Source organism: Vreelandella mediterranea (assembly GCF_970647075.1).
On record NZ_OZ310198.1, the window covers coordinates 712,262 to 730,166 of the forward strand.

Annotated in this window: 15 protein-coding genes; 8 read left to right on the forward strand and 7 right to left on the reverse strand. The window is 58.5% G+C overall.

The window, feature by feature from the left end; genetic code table 11:
• Nucleotides 1–34: 34 nt before the first annotated feature.
• Nucleotides 35–1,300 (reverse strand): beta-ketoacyl-ACP synthase II, encoded by a 1,266-nt coding sequence (gene fabF / locus ACWFVE_RS03380; protein WP_447527879.1) that lies wholly within the window; start codon nucleotides 1,298–1,300, stop codon nucleotides 35–37.
• An 88-nt stretch (nucleotides 1,301–1,388) separates the two neighbouring features.
• Between fabF and ACWFVE_RS03385 the strand changes: the two genes are divergently transcribed.
• Nucleotides 1,389–2,027 carry a TetR/AcrR family transcriptional regulator gene (locus tag ACWFVE_RS03385; protein ID WP_447527880.1) on the forward strand — a complete coding sequence of 213 codons (639 nt, stop codon included), beginning with the start codon at nucleotides 1,389–1,391 and terminating at the stop codon, nucleotides 2,025–2,027.
• 481 nt (nucleotides 2,028–2,508) lie between these two features.
• Here the strand turns inward: ACWFVE_RS03385 and ACWFVE_RS03390 are convergent, their stop codons facing one another.
• Nucleotides 2,509–3,363 carry an SDR family oxidoreductase gene (locus tag ACWFVE_RS03390; RefSeq protein ID WP_447527881.1) on the reverse strand — a complete coding sequence of 285 codons (855 nt, stop codon included), beginning with the start codon at nucleotides 3,361–3,363 and terminating at the stop codon, nucleotides 2,509–2,511.
• A 569-nt stretch (nucleotides 3,364–3,932) separates the two neighbouring features.
• Between ACWFVE_RS03390 and ACWFVE_RS03395 the strand changes: the two genes are divergently transcribed.
• The 3 genes from ACWFVE_RS03395 to ACWFVE_RS03405 are packed head-to-tail and all read left to right on the forward strand — an operon-like array spanning nucleotide 3,933 to nucleotide 6,360.
• Entirely contained in the window at nucleotides 3,933–4,643 is a 711-nt protein-coding gene (locus ACWFVE_RS03395; RefSeq protein WP_447527882.1) for a hypothetical protein, read from the forward strand.
• 50 nt (nucleotides 4,644–4,693) lie between these two features.
• Complete coding sequence (locus tag ACWFVE_RS03400) at nucleotides 4,694–5,131, forward strand: phage holin family protein (protein WP_447527883.1); 438 nt, start codon at nucleotides 4,694–4,696, stop codon at nucleotides 5,129–5,131.
• Nucleotides 5,128–6,360 carry a DUF3618 domain-containing protein gene (locus ACWFVE_RS03405; RefSeq protein ID WP_447527884.1) on the forward strand — a complete coding sequence of 411 codons (1,233 nt, stop codon included), beginning with the start codon at nucleotides 5,128–5,130 and terminating at the stop codon, nucleotides 6,358–6,360. Before ACWFVE_RS03400 ends, ACWFVE_RS03405 begins: the two co-directional genes overlap by 4 nt.
• Before the next feature lie 64 nt (nucleotides 6,361–6,424).
• Here ACWFVE_RS03405 and xseA read toward each other — a convergent pair whose 3' ends face one another.
• Genes xseA through ACWFVE_RS03430 form a run of 5 tightly spaced genes read right to left on the reverse strand, consistent with a single transcriptional unit; the run spans nucleotide 6,425 to nucleotide 11,890 of the window.
• Nucleotides 6,425–7,768, reverse strand: a complete 1,344-nt coding sequence (gene xseA, locus ACWFVE_RS03410) for an exodeoxyribonuclease VII large subunit (protein WP_447527885.1) — start codon at nucleotides 7,766–7,768, stop codon at nucleotides 6,425–6,427.
• Nucleotides 7,769–7,804: 36 nt separating this feature from the next.
• Nucleotides 7,805–8,527, reverse strand: coding sequence for a dipeptidase PepE (gene pepE / locus ACWFVE_RS03415; RefSeq protein ID WP_447527886.1), 723 nt, complete (start codon nucleotides 8,525–8,527; stop codon nucleotides 7,805–7,807).
• A gap of 54 nt (nucleotides 8,528–8,581) precedes the next feature.
• On the reverse strand, nucleotides 8,582–10,210 hold the full coding sequence (locus ACWFVE_RS03420; protein ID WP_447527887.1) for an OPT/YSL family transporter: 1,629 nt from the start codon (nucleotides 10,208–10,210) through the stop codon (nucleotides 8,582–8,584).
• Between the two features lie 52 nt (nucleotides 10,211–10,262).
• Nucleotides 10,263–10,952, reverse strand: a complete 690-nt coding sequence (locus ACWFVE_RS03425; protein ID WP_447527888.1) for an AroM family protein — start codon at nucleotides 10,950–10,952, stop codon at nucleotides 10,263–10,265.
• Nucleotides 10,949–11,890 carry a DUF1177 domain-containing protein gene (locus ACWFVE_RS03430; RefSeq protein WP_447527889.1) on the reverse strand — a complete coding sequence of 314 codons (942 nt, stop codon included), beginning with the start codon at nucleotides 11,888–11,890 and terminating at the stop codon, nucleotides 10,949–10,951. Before ACWFVE_RS03430 ends, ACWFVE_RS03425 begins: the two co-directional genes overlap by 4 nt.
• A gap of 95 nt (nucleotides 11,891–11,985) precedes the next feature.
• Here ACWFVE_RS03430 and ACWFVE_RS03435 point away from each other — a divergent pair, with 95 nt between their 5' ends.
• From ACWFVE_RS03435 to ACWFVE_RS03450, 4 genes are all read left to right on the forward strand, one after another.
• Nucleotides 11,986–12,903: a LysR family transcriptional regulator gene (locus ACWFVE_RS03435; protein WP_447527890.1), complete on the forward strand. Its 918-nt coding sequence runs from the start codon at nucleotides 11,986–11,988 to the stop codon at nucleotides 12,901–12,903.
• A 194-nt stretch (nucleotides 12,904–13,097) separates the two neighbouring features.
• Nucleotides 13,098–14,567: an IMP dehydrogenase gene (guaB, locus tag ACWFVE_RS03440; protein ID WP_447527891.1), complete on the forward strand. Its 1,470-nt coding sequence runs from the start codon at nucleotides 13,098–13,100 to the stop codon at nucleotides 14,565–14,567.
• Nucleotides 14,568–14,684: 117 nt separating this feature from the next.
• Complete coding sequence (gene guaA / locus ACWFVE_RS03445; protein WP_447527892.1) at nucleotides 14,685–16,262, forward strand: glutamine-hydrolyzing GMP synthase; 1,578 nt, start codon at nucleotides 14,685–14,687, stop codon at nucleotides 16,260–16,262.
• Nucleotides 16,263–16,831: 569 nt separating this feature from the next.
• Nucleotides 16,832–17,905: a DUF4297 domain-containing protein gene (locus ACWFVE_RS03450; protein WP_447527893.1), complete on the forward strand. Its 1,074-nt coding sequence runs from the start codon at nucleotides 16,832–16,834 to the stop codon at nucleotides 17,903–17,905.

The window sequence follows — 17,905 nt, forward strand, 5'->3', positions numbered from 1 at the left end:
TTTTTACGCTGCTTCCCAGGCCTCGATTAGAGGGTTAGTGGACCGGGCTGATGATCAACGCAGCGTTCACACCCCCGAAACCAAATCCGTTGCACAAGACGTGCCGGGTAGCGTGGCCTCGGGCAGCGGTGACGAAGGTTAAATCCTGCATGTCGTCATCGCACTGCTCCATGTTGAGCGTAGGCGGGAGCGTTTGATGAATGGCCGTCAGGGCCGAAAAGATACTTTCGATGCCTCCGGCGGCGCCCAGCAGATGCCCCGTCGATGCCTTGGTGGCTGAAATGGGAATAGAGGGCAGCCGCTCGCCGAAGGCCGCCCGAAGTGATGCAATTTCCGCACGATCGCCGACCGGCGTCGAGGTAGCGTGAGCGTTGACGTGGTCGATATCGGCCCCGCTCAAGCCCGCCATGTCGAGCGCGCTATTAATCGCCAAGGCGGCGCCGGCACCATCTTCCGGGCCCGCCGTCATATGATGCGCATCCGCGCTGGTACCATAGCCGCTCACGACGGCAAGCGGCGTGGCGCCCCGAGCAAGAGCGTGATCCAGCGTTTCGATCACTAAAAGCCCGGCCCCTTCCCCCATGACGAAGCCCGAACGCGCCCGGTCGAACGGCCGCGAGGCGCGCTGCGGCGCCGTGGACTCGGTGGAGAGCGCTTTCAACGCGTTAAAGCTTGCCAGTGACAAGGGGTCGATACACGCCTCGGCGCCGCCCACCAACGCGACATCCGCCTCGCCGCTGCGAATCAAGCGCATGCCATCGCCAATGGCCTGCAGGCCGGCCGCGCAGGCAGTGACCGGGCACCCCAGCGGCCCTTGAAAGCCGTAGCGAATGGAAATATTGCCGGCGGCCAGGTTGGCCAAAAAGGCCGGTACGGTAAAGGGGGAAAGCTTGCGATGACCCCGCGTGCTCAGGGTTTGCTGCGCTTGGGTGATCGTCGGAAAGCCGCCAATCCCCGAGCCCACGATGGTGGCGGTCCGGCGTTTATGAAACGCCTCGGTCGGGTGCCAACTCGCCTGGTCCAAGGCTTCCTGGGCGGCGGCCAACGCATAGAGGCTGAACAAATCGAGCTTGCGCCGCTCCTTGGGGTTGGCAATCGCGTCCAGGTCCAGGCCGTGCTCCGGGTCTTGGTCCAGCGTCTTGACGGCGCCCGATATCTTGACCGGGAGCTCGCCGGTATCAAAGCGTTCGATGGCGCCAATACCGGACTGGCCCTCCAGCAAGCGTTGCCAGCTCGTATTGACGCTACTGCCCAGAGGGCTGACCATACCCATGCCGGTAATAACAATTGGTGATTGCATAGCGGTTCCTGAGTGATTAATGCCGCCACCCTAGCAATCCGCATTATATGATCAAGATAATATTAAGCGTGCCCAGTCCGAGGTCACTATGCCTTACCCCAAGAGTCGTAAGTCGAAAACGAAAGAGCGTATTTTAGCCTCGGCCACCGAGCTTTTTAGCCGCAACGGGTTTCATAAGGTATCGATTGGCCAGATCATGAAGCTCGCTAAAATGACGCATGGCGCTTTTTATGCCCATTTTGCCTCGAAAGAAGCCTTGTACCACGAGTCCGTTCGCTTGACCTTGAACGAGAGCCGCGCCGCCCGCTTGGTGAAAGGGCCGCTTTCGCTTCAGCACCTGACCGAGCTGGTCGCTAACTACTGCAATCTTCAAGAGCTCGAAACCCGGCAAAAGCCGGGCCCGGAAGCGGTGCTGTTCAATGAAATCGGCAGCGAACAAGCTGAAATTCGCACCCTGTTCGAAGCCTCGTATCTGAGTATGAAAAAGATGCTGGAGATGCGCCTGCGCGCGCTGGGCCGGCTCAATAAACTGCCGCTAGCGGATGACCGTCAGGCGATTGCGGATAAATCCCGCGTCATTCTGGCCGCTTTGGTGGGCGCGGTCGCCATTGCCAAAAGCCTGCCCGGCGAAGCGGAGCGCAAGCAGGTGCTGATCGCCACCCAGCGCTATATTTTGCAAATGCTGGGCGTCAGCGACGATGAAGCGGATACCATGATTCAAACCTGACGCGAGCATTTAAAAGGCCGGCTTTAAAGCCGGCCTTTTGGCGTAATGCCGATCAGTTAAGCTTGGCTAGCACCTGTGGGATGGAGCTTTAGCTCGCGACGGGTGGCCTGGCCAGGGCGCCTGACGGCGCTATTCGCCGAATGGTCGGACCACCGCTGAAGCGGGCTCCACAACAACGAAATCTTGCATCCATCCCTTGTAGGAGCAGGCTTCAGCCAGCGATGCAGCGCAACGCGCTGCCGGGGTTGGTGATGATGGCAACCAAAAGTGCCGTCGCCACCGAAGGGCGGCTATCGCCGCCATCGCCCAATGGAATTGGGCTCCTACAATGGATTCGTGCCCCCTCCCTCGTAAGGGCAGGCTTTAGCCAGCGACGCAGCGCAACGCGCTGCTACAATAGATTTACCGCTCGTTGTGGGTAGGCAAAAGCCTTAACTGATCGGCATTAGGCCTTTTGGCGTACCGGGTTTCGAAAGCCCTCTTACGTATTCAGTACGACCCCGCCGTTCAAGTGCAGCGTTTGTCCGCTCATGTAGGAAGAGTCCTGGCTTGCCAGATAGACGTAGGCGGGGCCCATTTCGCTGGGCTGACCCGCGCGTTTCATGGGCACCTGGGCGCCGAAACCGGCGACTTTATCGTCATCCATGCTGGCGGGAATCAACGGGGTCCACACAGGCCCTGGGGCCACGGCGTTGACACGAATACCGCGATCCATCAGCGACATGGCAAGCGAACGTACCAGCCCCTGAATCGCGCCCTTGGTCGCGGTGTAGTCGATCAGTGTGTCGTTGCCCTTGAAGGCGTTGATCGACGAGGTCGCGATGATGGTGTCGCCTTCGTTTAGGTGGGCCAAGGCCGCCTTGACCATGTAGAAGTGGCTGAAGATATTGGTCTGGAAGGTACGCTGCAACTGGTCATCGGGAATGTCGGTGATGTCATCCCAGTCGTACTGTTCGGCGGCGTTGTTGATCAGGATGTTGATCTGGCCGTATTCATCGAGAGTGCTTTGTACGATCTCGCGACAAAAACCGGGTTCACCGACATCACCCTTGAGTACCAGGCACCGCCTGCCTTCCGCTTGTACCAGCCGGTTGGTCTCTTCGGCGTCTTCGTCTTCTTTGAGATGAACGATCACGCTGTCGGCGCCTTCCCGAGCATAATGCACGGCCACGGCGCGGCCGATGCCGCTATCGCCGCCGGTAATGATCGCTACTTTATCGAGCAGCTTATTGGAGCCCCGGTAGCTCTCCCGAATGTACTCGGGCTCCGGGCGCATGGCGTGCTCGTCGCCTGGCTGCTTGTTCTGATGTTGCGGGGGTTGCAGTTGATCGCTCATGGTGTCTCACTCCTTGGCTAACGGCGTAGGGCGGGCGCTTGGCTCAAAGGCCGACCGGCGGCCGCTTCCTCGGCCGCGGCATATGTTCATACTAGATGCCGATGTTCATTCTGGGCGCCTATGTTCACCCTAGTTGAAAGTCGTAAAAGGGCCAAACCTACGACGTATCACTCACACTTTTAATTAATAACCTTTGTTAAATTAATCATTCCGGTTTAATGGCCCTTTAAATAAACTGTTTATTTTTCAATGAGGTTCTTTTTTAAATAAGTTAGTTATATTTAACCATCTTTTGCGAGTTTCGTTTTTTTGAGGTTTTGTGTTGTATAAATATTTGAAGTTGAATCGAAAATTTATATTTTTATTTGATGCTTTTGGTTTTTATAGCGCTTTTTGAGCGTCGTATTTATAAATTGACAGTTTTCGTTGTCTCGCTATATTTCAATAGTGGCGTACTATTAATCCCCACTAATAATTAGTCTTTGTTTTAAAAAGGAAGGCGCTTTAATTAGCGCTTGAAGTTCATTTTGTTTAGTACCACCAGCTGCAACGCATGGAGGATGCAATTAATGAGCGATCAAGGAAAGTACTCCCACTCCGGCCCGAGTGGCGGCAGCGCCCACCAAACGTCTGGCGCGCATGACCACCTGGATACGGAACGTCTCAAAGAGCAGGGCCGGGAAGCGGCTCATGATATCGGCGGCGCCGCCCAGCACCAGGCCGAACACTTCTATGACAGTCAGCGCCAAACGTTTGCCGAACACGCCAGCAAGTTTACCGGCGTGATGAAAAAAACGGCGGACGAGTTCGATAGCCAGCAGCAGCCGTTCTTTTCCCAGCAGGCGCGTAAAGTGGCCGACCTGGCCGACGGCTTCTCCCACCAGCTGCGCGATAAGGACCTGCGGCGTATCTGCCACGATGCTCAGGACTATAGCCGCCGCGAACCGGCGGTTTTCATCGGCGGGGCCATCGCGGTGGGCTTTTTGGTCGCGCGCTTTTTGAGAAGCTCGAGCGACCATCAGCAAGGTGCCTATAGCGAGCGGCGCACGGACATGAATGCCTCGGGGTCGCGCTACGCCTCGCAACACCCGGCGTCTGGCCATTCTTCGTCGTTCGAAAGCGACAGTATGCGACCGGGTAATGGCGGCGCGCCCCACCAGCGCGAGCCCTCAGAGCCCAGCGCTTACGGCTACGGCGAGCCTTCCCGGCCGATTACCACGCCAAGGCCCGGCGATGACCCTTTAGCCGGTGATAACGGCCCAAACCGTTCATCCCGCTAAGGATTACGGGGTTTAACGTTCATCGACTTGCCAGTACGCACGAGGCTTATATGGAAACGCAGCATAATAGTACGACGCAGGGAGCGTCCGTTGGCTCGCTCTTAACGACGTTGACCCGCGAAGTCACCGATTTGGTTCGCAACGAAGCCGAGCTTGCCAAGGCCGAGGTATCGGAAAAAACCCACCAGGCCATGACCGGCCTGGCCGCCATCGCCATTGCCGGTGCGGTCATTTTTGCCGGCTTTCTGGTGCTGTTGGCAGCGGCGGTCTTCCTGCTCAATGAAATCCTTCCCCCGGACATGACGCCCTGGCTTTCCGCGGCCATCGTGGGCGTTGTCGTGGCCGTGGTGGGCATGATCATGCTCAGCGTAGGGCTCAACAAGATCAAGGCGCGCAGCCTGATGCCCCATCGCACCATGCAAAGCTTTAAGCAGGACAAGGCGCTTGCGAAGGAGCATCAGCACAACGTCAAGGAGGAGTTGAAATGAGCGAGCATCCGGACCAACGAAGCCCCGAGGAGATCGAAAAGGATATTCACCGCTCCCGTGAGCGTCTCGACTCCACGCTTAGCGAAATCGAAGAGCGTTTTTCGCCCCAGCGCCTGCTCAACGCCTCCTACGACTACCTGCGCCACGGCGGCGCGAACGAGTTTTTCACCAACCTGAGCACGACCATCAAGGAAAACCCGGTGCCGTTTCTGGTCACCGGGGCCGGGCTTGGTTGGCTGGTGACCGCCCAGCTCAGCGCCAATACGCAGCGCCAAAGCGGGGCAGCGCACTTCGCCAACTCCGAAGCCTACCCGCATAGCGGCCCGACCGGGCGCTTCGATAACACCGGTTACCGCGAAGGCCAGACGACGGGCTTTTCGGCCGGCCAAGGTCTAGGCCGTGACCCGCGCGAGCAGGAAAGCGACGCTTTTGGCGGTGGCCATGCGGCCGGGTTGGAGGCGGGCTCACCGCCCCGGCCTTTTGGGCGCCCGGCGCCCAGCGCGTTCTCCCACCCGCCGGCGTTTGACGAGGCGTATGGCGATGACCCGGCTGCTTCCCGCCACAACGAAGGGCCGAGCATGAAAGAACGCATGGCCGAAAGAGCGCGTCATTTTGGCCACGGCGCCAGCGACGCAGCGCACCACTTGAGCGACCGGGCACACGATATGGGAGGCAGCATGCGCGACAGCACTTCGCATTTTTACGAATCATCCCAACACGGCGTTCAGGACGCCACGCAGTGGGCGCAGGACGCCGGCCGCCAAACGTCTGATTTCATTCAGCAGCACCCGCTGGTAGCCGGTGCGTTGGGGTTTGCCATTGGCGCGGCGCTGGGCGGTATTCTACCCTCTACACGTAAAGAGGATGAGTACATGGGCGAGTATCGTGACCGCTTCATGAGCGAGGCGGCGGATAGGGGCCACGAGCAAGCGGACAAGATGCAGCACACGCTTCACGAGAGGACCGAGAAGATGAAAAACGACACCGATAAGGACCATCAGGAACACGACCCCAAGCGTACGCCAAGCGATACCGAAGGCGAATCGATGCGCTACACCGACGAAGCCATGCCCGGGCACAACGCGGCCTCTGGCCCGGCGGGTAACCCGGGCAAAGAGCCCACGCCCCACGAGAAGGACCGCCGCAAAAACGAGCATGGCCTGGCCGACTCGGATACGCCTTCCGGCAATACCCAGGGCGACGACACCCTGGAGCCGCCCAAACGTTGATCTGAAACACCCCACTTAAAGCGATGCTTTGAGTATCGCCATAGCGCCCGGCCCACGCCGGGCGCTATTTTTTATGGCGGCGTTTTACCTCGACGCTCAAACGCCCCTCACCCAGGCGCAACGAAAGCTTCTGGCCCGGTGCGGTGTCCTGGGCGCGGTGTATCACCTGGCCCTGGTCATCCTGAGCAATCGCGTAGCCCCGGCCCAGTACGGCCAGGGGGCTTACCGCGTTCAGTTCCCGCGCGGCGCTGGTAAGCCTGGCCCGGCGCGCTTCAAGGGTGCGCTGCATGGCGCCTTTTAGGCGCCGCTCGAGCTGGTCGATGCGCGTTTGCTCTGCCTGGTGAAGCCGCGCCATGTCCTGGCTTGCCAGGCGCTTGCCAAGTTGAGTGACGCGGCCTTGCTGTTGCGTCAGGGTCAGTTGCATGGCGCGTTGAAGGCGCTGGCCTAGCTGCTCGACCTGCTGGCGCTTTTGGGCGAGCTGCTCGCCGGGGTGTTTGAGCCGGGCGCGCAGGGTGTCCAGCCGCTGGCTTTCGCGTTGAAGCTTTTGCTGCATGGCCCGGCGCAGGCGCGCCTCGCTCTGGCCAAGCGTTCGGGCAAGCGCTTGGCCGTCCGGCACCAGCCGCTCCGCCGCGGCCGAGGGCGTGGGGGCGCGTATGTCGGCGGCGAAGTCGGCAAGGGTGGTGTCCACCTCGTGACCCACCGCGGACATCACCGGCAGGCGGGAGTTGAAAATCGCCCGGGCCAGGTGTTCGTTGTTGAACGCCCACAGGTCTTCCAGGCTGCCGCCGCCCCGGGTGATCAGGATTGCGTCCTGGTTCGGGTCCAGCCGCGTTTGGCGGTTCAAAAGTGCCAGCGCCGAGACCATCGCCGGCGCGGCCTCGACCCCCTGAACCGGCACCGGGATCAGCGTTACGTCCGTCAGCGGCCAGCGCGCTTTGAGGACCGCCAATACATCGCGAATCGCCGCACCGGAGGCGGAGCTTAGAATCAACAGCTTGCGGGGCGGGTAGGGGAGTTCCCGGGCGTTGGCGAATACCCCCTCGCCATCCAGCTGCGCTTTCAGCCGCTCGAAGGCCGCCAGTAGCTCGCCAAGGCCTGCCGCCTGCACGGCCTCGGCAATCAGCTGGTAGTCGCCCCGGGGCTCGAACAGCGAGACCTTGCCGCGCAGCTTGACCTGGTCGCCGTCGCGCATGGGGGCTGCCACGAAGCGCGCGCGCTGGCGAAACAGCGCGCAGCGCACCTGGGCCCGGTCGTCCTTCAAGGTGAAGTAGATGTGGCCCGAGGCGGGTTTGGAGACGTTGGAGAGCTCGCCCTCGACCCAGACCTCACCCATGTCGCGCTCCAGCGCCTGGCGGGCCTGCTTGTTGAGGGCGCTCACGGAAAGCGCTTTGGAAGAAGGTGAGGTCATGGAAGGCTTCGGGTCGAGAAAGCGCTTAGCCTAGCATTAATTGGTCGTTAGCAAATGGTCCAGCTGGCTATTGGCGGTGAGTTCCTGCTGGCCGCTTGCCGAGAACGTGACGCCATCGAGCTCGCCGAGCAGTTGGAGCGACTCGCCCTCCCGGCGAAGCGCCGTGCCTTCACGCAGGCCGACCACCAACGCCTGGGGGTTGAGCGCCAGGTACTCGCTCAAACGCTCTTCGCGGCTTTCGCCGTTATGCCCGGCGGGTTTACCGGCAAGAAAGTGCGGGTTGAGCTGAAACGGCACCAGGTTCAGCGTCTTGAAGCTGGGCGGCTCGACGATCGGCATGTCGTTGGTGGTACAAAGCGTCGGCCCGGCGATATTCGAGCCCGCGCTCCAGCCCATGTAGGGGAGCCCCTGGGCCACGCGTTCCTGAATGACCGGGAGCAGATCCGCCTCATAAAGGCGTTTGACCAGCGCGAACGTGTTACCCCCGCCCACGGCGATAGCTTCGGCGTTGCGCACCGCTTGCTGAGCATCCGAGTGCTGGTGAATGCCCTCGACCTCGAGGCCCAACGCCTCGAAGGCCGGGCGTACTTGCGCGAGATAGTCATCGAAGGTTTTGCCCACACCGGCGAAGGGCACGAACAACACCCGCTTGACCGGGGTGGGGTTGTCGCCCAAAAAATCACCGATGAGGGGCTTTGCATGGTCGAGATAGCCGGTGCTACCGGCGCGGGAGCTGCTCAACAAAAGTAAACGCGACATGGTGTGACTCCTAAACAGTGCGGGCGGCGCAATCGCGTCGCCCGTAACGTCAGATTACCGGGAACCCAGTTTAAGGGTCGAGGAGAAGAAACTGTAAAGCGCCGAGCCGGTAATGAAACCCGCCCCCAGAATATAGAGCTTATGGCCGCCGTCGGTGCCAAAGCGTTTGACCACCAGCCAGCGGATGACCAGCGCAATATAGATCACGATGCCCGCCACCGGCGATGTGATGAGCAGCCCCGTGGCCAGCAGCACCCCGATTTGGCGGGACATACCGCCCACGGCCTGAATGATGGCACCCACCACGCCCCAAATCAGTAGCTGCTTGGCGACTTCCAGGCTTGCGCCGGCATCGATGGTGGCGACATAAACACGGGCGACCGGCGGCACCAGGTCGGCGGCGAAATACGCGTTGAAGACCAGGGCCACGATGACGATGGCCACGCCAAAGCTAAAAAGCTCCGCAAAGTACTGCTGACGGCGGCCGTCCAGTTCGTATTCCCGGTCGGTGCCTTCGCCACGAATCACCCAGCCGGCTTTCAGGTCGTAGGCCATATCCGCAAACGCCGGGCCGGTGGCCACGGTAAAGGCGACCAGTATGCCCAGCGCTTCGCTTGGAAAACCGATCAACATGCCGATGACCAGAAAAATGAGCGCCGTCGCGAAGGAGGGGAACCACCCGGAGTGCATCGCGGCGATGCCGACGATCAGCTCCGAGGCCATGGCGGCAAGTGCTGCAAACACCATCCAGCCGAACAGCATACCCAGCGGCATGTCGGTATAGATGCCCGTACCGAGCGCCAGTGTCAGCGCGATAATCAAGTAAACGCCAAATCCGTTCAGCATGGCGGTGCGCATTTGAAGCGCTGACCGCGTGGGCCGCTGGGTCGACTCGCCCTCGTTCGACTTTTCCCGGCGGTCTCGACGCATCAACAGAAGGATTTGAACCAGCGCCACCAACCCGGCGCCGATCATGATGCCGTGGGGGATATACGCGGTGCTGATATCGAAGCCGAAAAACTGCTCCGAATAGCCGCGCAGGATGAGCCCAAGGCCCAGCGCGCACATGGCGAAGACGTTGGCGATCCAGGCGATACCGAACATTTCCGCGGGAATGCCAAACGCCTTGCCGGTCAAACCGCCGGCCATGCCCACCAGCAGCAGAAGGGCGTTACGCCCCTTGTTGGCCGCTGCTTTCAACGCTTCTGCCGTCGCCAGCCCCGGCGGCCAGGCCGCCCGGGCGGTGAATATCTTGCTGTCAAAAGAGAAGTAAAGAATCGAGGCATCGGTAATCACGGCCAGCGCTGCGCCAAAGAGCATGGGCACCAGCATTTGCGATTCGCCCATCAAAAACGGGATCGCCAGGGGCAAGAGCAAACCGTTGGCCGCCGAGAAGGTCGCCCCGGAAATCGTGGTTTGCACCAGCGTTTGGCGCTCGAGGGAGCGGTAGCTGCGAAAAAGGCGCAGCGGAATATACGAAAGCAAAATGGCGATCAACGCCCCGATGATCGAGGTGTTGGGCGTAATACCGACCCGGGTGATCAACTCGAGGCCGATGATCGCCCCTAATACGCAGACGATGACGTTGGTGATCATCTGCCAGGGCGAGAAGAATTTGGGGTGTTGGCGCGCGAACTGTGGTGGTTCGCTATCGGCCTGCGCCGACGAGGTCGTATCGTTCATGATGGCTGTTCCCGTGTCGATGTCGTGTTTTTTTATGTAGCGAAGGTGTCGGCTAGCTCAAGAGCAGATTGGCGGCGCTGAAGACCAGCTGGCGCGGTGTCAGCGTGCGGTGGCCGGAGAGCTTTGCGATGCGCGCGCGCTGGGCCAGGGTGTACCCCATGCAGTCAAGGTAGAGCGCCTCGCCTTTCAGCAAGGCGGCCTCCCGGGCAGCGCGCTCAAGTTCCTGTGTTTCGCCGTAGGGCGACGCGCTGAGCATCTCGATCTTGAAGCCCGCTTCTTCCCACCGCGCTTGGGCGTAGGCCATCTGGCGCGGCTCCGGGCTCATCACCAGCAGTTTGCCCTTGGGAAAAAGCGCTTGAAGGCCGTGGCGGACCATCCGCTTGGGTGAGAGAACGGGCACGGGGAGTTCGCGGTAGTCGGGCAGCTCGCCGGTGCACAGCACGACGATGGCATCGACCCGCTCGTCCTCGGCCATCGCGCGGATCGCTGTGTCCAGCAAGGGCTCCAGGTCCTGTTCGGCGATGGTGACCTGGCGGCCATCGCGCATGCGCGAGACGAGTACCTGCGCCTCTTCAGGAACGGGGTAGCGGTGTTCGATCTCTTCCAAAGACCACTCATCCAGAGCGCCCCGCTCGATCACCTCGACGTTCGCGGCGAGTAGCGCCGCGAGGTCGTCATGAAGATCCGTGCGCGGCGCCTGGCCGATTGTCACGATGCCCAGCCGCGGGTTGGTCGTGCTCATGATCGAGCGCCCCCTTGCTGAAAGTGAGTCTGCTCGCCGTAAAGCGCGATGAGCCGGTCGAACTCCTCGGCATCGAAGAACTGGCAGATACCGGCGGTGAAGTCTTTGGCGACCTCGACGGCGAAGCGCGCGGCCTGTTCGATATCGACTTCATGGCTTGCGCCGGTAGCGCAGCCGGCAACGGCGGTTTCGGCCGACAGCGCCAGGCCGATCACCGGCGCCTGGGTGGCCACCGCAGGCTGGAGGATGCTGTTTAGATGATGCAGGCCGTTGCCGTAGGGCGTGATGTCTTGCTGAGTCAGCGCGAAAATATCGGGCAAGCGGCCGGTCACCCGGGAGAAGACATCCATCAGGTCTTCGCTGGTGCGCAGGATGTAGCCCTGCTTGACCGTCGGCGACATGGCCACGCCGCGCACGTTGATCACGCGATTGCCCTTGGTGGTATCGATCGAGACGATGGCGTCCATCGCGGTGTCGATCTCGTGCTCCCAGGTATCCTCGAAGCTGATCGGCGAATCCATGAACGGGACCGGGTGGTGCTCGCGGGTGGGGGCATCCGGGCAGATATGCGTGGTGATGATCACATCGCCGGCTAATTGGTCACCGTTGGCTGCCATGCCGATCAGCTTGGCCGCGGCGGCCAGGGCCGCCAGCGCGCCGTCGCCGTCGGATACGAAGCCGGTAATGTCCGGGCGGGCGCCGATGCCGCCCAGGCGGCCGATCACCCCAAGCGTAGGGGCCTCTTTGCCCGCCTGCTTACCGCTGTGGCCTGCCACGGTGATATGCAAAAAATCGCTCGCGCCTTTCTCGGACTCTACTCGGGTGACGCGAATACTCTCCGGCGCCGCGCCGCAGGCGATTAGATGCTCTTTGACCCGCTCCCCGCAGGCGCTGGGGGTATCCAGAATTTCGTGAAGATCGATCACTTGCTTAAGCATGGGCGCTGCCTCGGTAGAGTATTGAACGTAAGTAGATTACGCTTAAGCATTGATTGTATAAATTTGAATAAAAGATGGATTGATTGGTATTGCCAATGAATAACGTGACCGCCCGCCAACTCGAAGCCATCATCGCCGTGGCCGACTTGGGTAGCTTCACCGAAGCCGCTGAAAAGCTTCACATGTCTCAGCCGTCGCTTAGCCAGCTGGTGCGTCAGCTCGAGGAGATGCTGGGCGTACGCTTGTTCGAGCGCACCACGCGACACGTGAGTTTGTCCGCCGCCGGGCGAGAGTTCTTGCCAGTAGCCGAGCGGGTGCTCTCAAGGTTGGATCGTGGCCTGCAAAGCATGCGCGCCTTCGCTAAAGGCCAGCAGGGCCAAATCAGTTTCGCCGCACTTTTGACGGTGGGAGGCAGCCTGGTACCGGCGGCCATGGCGGAGTTTCAAAAGCGCTACCCGCAAATAGGCACGGAGTACCTGGAGGAGAGCGACGAGCCGATTTATCAACAGGTGATGGCCGGCGACGTCGATTTCGGCGTGAGTGTGGCGCCCACCCATTCCGAGGAGGTCAATTTCCATCCGATCTACAAGGATTATCTTTATTTCGTCTGCGCGCCGAACCACCCGTTGGCGGGGGAGGAGGAGGTGAGCTGGCATCAGATCGTCGAGTGGCCGTTCATCGCCATGAAAGCGCGCACCAGTATGCGCCGGCTAACCGAGCAGGGCTTTGCGATCACCGGTAAACCGATGGAACCGGTGCAGGTGGCGGGGTATCAATCGACCATTTTGGGCATGGTCGCCAACAATATCGGCGTGAGTGCTTTGCCGTCTTCGCTCAAGCTGATGTTTCGCCGGGAGGACGTTTGCCTCATACCCATTCGCGAAAGGCTTTACCGCGACATTGGCGTGCTGACCTCTCGCCGCCAGGAACTAACCCCCGCCGCGCAAGGCTTTATCGAAGTATTGATGGAGCTGGTCGAAGCGAACCGTTCGCTGCTGCCAAGCCCGGAATGACCAGGCCGGGTGTCGAAAAGCGCCCAGGGAAGGCGCCCTCAAAGTAGGGCACCGTGGCAAAACCGGGGCGCTATAGCCAAGCGCTATTCACCCGGATACAGCCTCCACATTGATGGCGAGGCCCTCGAAACGCTATAATGGTCGATTAACTTTACCACGCCCCATCTTCCCACTTTCCATTGGGTGTTGCCGCTATGCTACGTATGGCCCAAGAAGCGCTTACGTTCGATGACGTACTCCTCGTTCCTGGCTTCTCCGACGTTCTTCCCAACGACGTCAGCCTCAAAACCCGCCTGACCCGCAATATCACGCTCAATATTCCGCTCGTCTCCGCCGCCATGGACACGGTGACCGAAGCGCGTTTGGCGATTGCGATGGCCCAGGAAGGCGGCATTGGCATCATTCACAAGAACATGACCATGAGCCAGCAGGCCGCCGAAGTGCGCAAGGTCAAAAAGCACGAAAGCGTGATCGTCAAAGACCCGGTCACCGTGAGCCCCAAGGCGAAGCTCGAAGATCTGCTGGCCATGGCCCGCGAATACGGCTTCTCCGGCTTCCCGGTGGTCGAAGGCGAAACCCTGGTGGGTATCGTGACCGAGCGGGACATGCGCTTTCAGCCCAACGTGGGCGACAGCGTTGCCGACATCATGACCCCGCGCGAGCGCCTGGTCACTGTCGCTGAAGGCACTGATCTCGAAGCCAGCAAGGCCAAGATGCGCGAGCACCGCATCGAGAAAATGCTGATCGTCGACGATGCCTTCCACCTGCGCGGGCTGGTAACCTTCCAGGATATCGAAAAAGCCCGCACCTACCCGAACGCCGCGAAAGACACCGACGGCCGCCTGCTGGTGGGTGCTGCCGTAGGCACCGGCCCGGAAACCGGCGACCGCATCACGGCACTTGCCGAAGCCGGCGTGGACGTAGTGATCGTCGATACCGCCCACGGCCACTCCCAGGGCGTGATCGACCGTATCCGCTGGGTGAAGCAGCACTTCCCGGACATTCAAGTGGTGGGCGGTAACATCGCCACCGCCGAAGCCGCCAAGGCGCTGGCCGAAGCGGGCGCGGACGGCGTTAAAGTGGGCATTGGCCCCGGTTCTATCTGCACCACGCGTATCGTCGCCGGTGTGGGCGTGCCGCAGATTACCGCGGTTTCCAACGTGGCCGCTGCGCTCAAGGAGTTCGACATTCCCTTGATTGCCGACGGCGGCGTGCGCTTCTCCGGCGACCTGGCCAAGGCGATTGCCGCCGGTGCCAGTGCGGTGATGGTCGGTGGCCTGCTGGCCGGTACCGAAGAAGCGCCGGGCGAGGTCGAACTCTACCAGGGCCGGACCTACAAGGCGTACCGCGGCATGGGCTCCATGGGGGCGATGTCGCAAAGCCAGGGCAGTGCGGACCGTTACTTCCAGGACAAGAGCGCGGGCGCCGAGAAGCTGGTGCCGGAAGGCATCGAAGGCCGCGTGCCCTACAAGGGCCTGATGAGCGCCATCGTTCACCAGATGATGGGGGGGCTGCGCGCCTCCATGGGCTACACCGGCTGCCACGACATCGAAGAGATGCGCACCAAGCCGGAGTTCGTACAGATCACCGGCGCCGGCTTCAACGAATCCCACGTTCACGACGTGCAGATTACCAAGGAAGCCCCCAACTACCGGGTGGGCTAACCGGCACCTGAGTTAAACGGCGGCGGGCTCTGGCCCGTCGCTTGCTTTTTATAGCCCTTGTTAGAGCCCCTGTAAAAGCCTTAGCGGCCGCGCCTACACTGCTTGAGAGATACCGCCATGACAGACATTCACGCCCACAAGATTCTGATTCTCGACTTCGGCTCCCAGTACACCCAGTTGATCGCCCGCCGGGTCCGCGAAATCGGCGTTTACTCGGAAGTGCGCGCCTTCGATATCACCGAAGAGGAGATTCGCGAGTACAACCCCAACGGCATCATCCTTGCCGGTGGGCCGGAATCGGTCACCGAACTGGAGTCGCCCCGCGCGCCGCAATCCGTATTCGAAATGGGCCTGCCGGTATTTGGCATCTGCTACGGCATGCAGACCATGGCCGAGCAGCTCGGCGGCAAGGTGCAGGGTTCGAATAAGAGCGAGTTTGGCTACGCCCAGATCAGCATCGACGCGGACAATGCCCTGTTCAACGGCATCAAGGACCACGTGGATACCGAAACCGGCAAAGGCCTGCTGGACGTATGGATGAGCCACGGCGACAAGGTGGCCGAAGCGCCTTCTGATTTCACCGTGACGGCGTCTACGCCCAGCTGCCCGATTGCCGCCATGGTGTGGGAAGAGAAGCAGTTTTACGGCGTGCAGTTCCACCCGGAAGTGACCCACACGCTGCAAGGCCAGCGGATGCTCGAGCACTTCGTGCTGGATATCTGCAAATCCGAAAAGCGCTGGACCCCGGCGCAGATCATCGAAGACCAGGTCGAGCGCGTACGCGAGCAAGTGGGCGACCGCCACGTGCTGCTGGGTCTTTCCGGCGGCGTGGACTCTTCTGTCGTCGCGGCACTTCTCCACAAGGCGATTGGCGACCAGCTCACCTGTGTATTTGTGGATAACGGCCTGCTGCGCAAGGCAGAAGGCGACCAGGTCATGGAAACCTTCGCCAACCACATGGGCGTGAAGGTGATTCGCGTCGACGCCGAAGACCTGTTCCTGGACAAGCTGAAAGGCGAGAACGACCCGGAAGCCAAGCGCAAGATCATCGGCAACACCTTCATCGACGTCTTCGATGAAGAAGCCAGCAAGATCGATGGCGTGGATTTCCTGGCCCAGGGCACCATCTACCCGGACGTGATCGAATCCGCCGCCTCCAAAACCGGCAAGTCGCATGTGATCAAATCCCACCACAACGTGGGTGGCCTTCCGGAAACCATGAAGCTCAAGCTCGTCGAGCCGCTGCGCGAGCTGTTCAAGGACGAAGTACGCAAACTCGGTCTCGAACTCGGCTTGCCCTACGACATGGTGTACCGCCACCCCTTCCCGGGGCCGGGCCTGGGTGTGCGTATTCTGGGCGAAGTCAAAAAAGAGTACGCCGACATTCTGCGGGAAGCCGACGCCATCTTCATCGAAGAACTGCGCGCCTCCGGCTGGTACGAAAAAACCAGCCAAGCCTTTGCCGTGTTCCTGCCGGTGAAATCCGTCGGCGTGGTCGGCGACGGCCGCCGCTACGAATGGGTCATCGCGCTACGCGCGGTCGAAACCATCGACTTCATGACCGCTCGTTGGGCGCACCTGCCCTACGAGCTGCTCGAGAAGGTGTCCAATCGGGTGATCAATGAGCTGGAAGGAGTTTCGCGGGTGACTTATGATGTTTCCAGCAAGCCGCCGGCGACGATTGAGTGGGAGTGAGTTTTACTCATTAGCTCTGTTCGTAAAAACCCGCCGGAAGGCGGGTTTTTTTATCATTAAACTTTTGGTTTGTGTATGACTACTTTGTAAAAAAAGCTTGATAAATCAAATAATAATTTAAAATTTAGACATTCAATTTATGTTTAGTAGCAACAGTAGTTAGAGGTAAAGACGATCGTTAGATTTATGATTGGTTGAGGCTAGCGTAAAAAAGTCTTTCATGTTATCTTCGAGAATTATTTGTTTTTAGGCTGGTTGGGCTGAAATATAAGGCATACTAAAAAAATAATAAGCTTTTAATATAAGAACCGCAAGAAATAGAAAGCCACTATAATCAAGATTTATATTAAAATATATATTTTATATAGAATAAAATGGATAAAGTGAATAGCAAAAATACTAATCGTTGTTGGCTGAAGATTGAAAGATCGGCTTATATTGCATATCCCTTGTCCCTTGGGAAATTGAAAAGGTCAGTGAAATACGTATTTATAAGCTTATATTATACAAATAATCTGTTACACGACATAAGTTGACAATTAAAGTCGTCTTTAGATGGAATAAGGCACATGGCAAATAATCCTCTTGCTGATGCTCAGCGTGAGTCCGCAGGCGCTAGCACTTTTGGAAAATATAATTTTCAATTCCATTGGGCTTTATGCGAAGTAATTAAAAAGCATGAGCAGCAGAAAGAGTACGCTATTCTCATAGAGTATCATGAGGATGTGGTTATTTCAAACGCCTTAGAAGCTGATAAAGCGACATTTGAGTTTTATCAAGTGAAAAATCAATCTGCAAAGTTTACAGCAGACTCATTAACTAAACGCAAAAAAGGTAGTAAGGAAACACTAAAGAGCTCAGTTTTAGGTAAGTTGCTTGGTTCTTGCCTTAATAATCAATATGAAAATCGTATCACAAAAATTGGCTTGGTTTCATCTAGCGGTTTTAGCTTGGCCCTAGATAAGGAATTGAAACTCGATGTTATTAAGATGGGAGATATTTCTGAAGATGAGTTAGCGGCACTGACTCAGAATATTAACAATGAGTTAGGTATAGTTGTATTGCCAGAGCACTTGCAGTTTATTATCCCTGAGATACAACTAAAAAACCAAGAAGATTACGTGCTATCCAATTTTGCACGACTCGTCGATAAGCTTTTTCCAGGAGCTCTGTGTAATGCAGTTTCAATCTATCGGGCAGTGGTTGACGAAATGGGCCGAATTGGCCGTCTAGAGTACGACTATAAAGACTGGGCTAGGCTCATTGAAAAGAAATCTTTAACTTCGACAAATGTGCATCAAGTTATTACGTTGCATTCGAATCACCCTTGTGTTGATGATATGAAAAACGACTTTGATGACTTAGTGAATGATATGGGTTGGAGGTCAAATAGAAAACGCAGTTTTAAACGGCGGTTGTCACTATTAGCTCTTCAAAGGGCAGGTTTTATGAGTGCCTTGGATATCGATATTACTAATTTATTTAGAGATTCTTATAACAAAATTAATGAAAACAACTTTAGTAATGATGCGGATTTTGTAGAGGCGTTAGAACAACAGGCTGTTAAAGATGGCTTATTGAGAAAAGTTAAAGATCAAGATGAGCTTTTGGTTGAAATTATCTACTGTTTATTAAAGGCATGA

Coding starts and splice junctions, on each gene's coding strand:
- ACWFVE_RS03450 (WP_447527893.1), top strand. CDS start 16,832: ATGGCAAATAATCCTCTTGCTGATGCTCAGCGTGAGTCCGCAGGCGCT.
- ACWFVE_RS03400 (WP_447527883.1), top strand. CDS start 4,694: ATGGAAACGCAGCATAATAGTACGACGCAGGGAGCGTCCGTTGGCTCG.
- ACWFVE_RS03420 (WP_447527887.1), bottom strand. CDS start 10,210: ATGAACGATACGACCTCGTCGGCGCAGGCCGATAGCGAACCACCACAG.
- xseA (WP_447527885.1), bottom strand. CDS start 7,768: ATGACCTCACCTTCTTCCAAAGCGCTTTCCGTGAGCGCCCTCAACAAG.
- ACWFVE_RS03430 (WP_447527889.1), bottom strand. CDS start 11,890: ATGCTTAAGCAAGTGATCGATCTTCACGAAATTCTGGATACCCCCAGC.
- pepE (WP_447527886.1), bottom strand. CDS start 8,527: ATGTCGCGTTTACTTTTGTTGAGCAGCTCCCGCGCCGGTAGCACCGGC.
- guaB (WP_447527891.1), top strand. CDS start 13,098: ATGCTACGTATGGCCCAAGAAGCGCTTACGTTCGATGACGTACTCCTC.
- ACWFVE_RS03385 (WP_447527880.1), top strand. CDS start 1,389: ATGCCTTACCCCAAGAGTCGTAAGTCGAAAACGAAAGAGCGTATTTTA.
- ACWFVE_RS03405 (WP_447527884.1), top strand. CDS start 5,128: ATGAGCGAGCATCCGGACCAACGAAGCCCCGAGGAGATCGAAAAGGAT.
- ACWFVE_RS03395 (WP_447527882.1), top strand. CDS start 3,933: ATGAGCGATCAAGGAAAGTACTCCCACTCCGGCCCGAGTGGCGGCAGC.
- ACWFVE_RS03435 (WP_447527890.1), top strand. CDS start 11,986: ATGAATAACGTGACCGCCCGCCAACTCGAAGCCATCATCGCCGTGGCC.
- guaA (WP_447527892.1), top strand. CDS start 14,685: ATGACAGACATTCACGCCCACAAGATTCTGATTCTCGACTTCGGCTCC.
- ACWFVE_RS03390 (WP_447527881.1), bottom strand. CDS start 3,363: ATGAGCGATCAACTGCAACCCCCGCAACATCAGAACAAGCAGCCAGGC.
- fabF (WP_447527879.1), bottom strand. CDS start 1,300: ATGCAATCACCAATTGTTATTACCGGCATGGGTATGGTCAGCCCTCTG.
- ACWFVE_RS03425 (WP_447527888.1), bottom strand. CDS start 10,952: ATGAGCACGACCAACCCGCGGCTGGGCATCGTGACAATCGGCCAGGCG.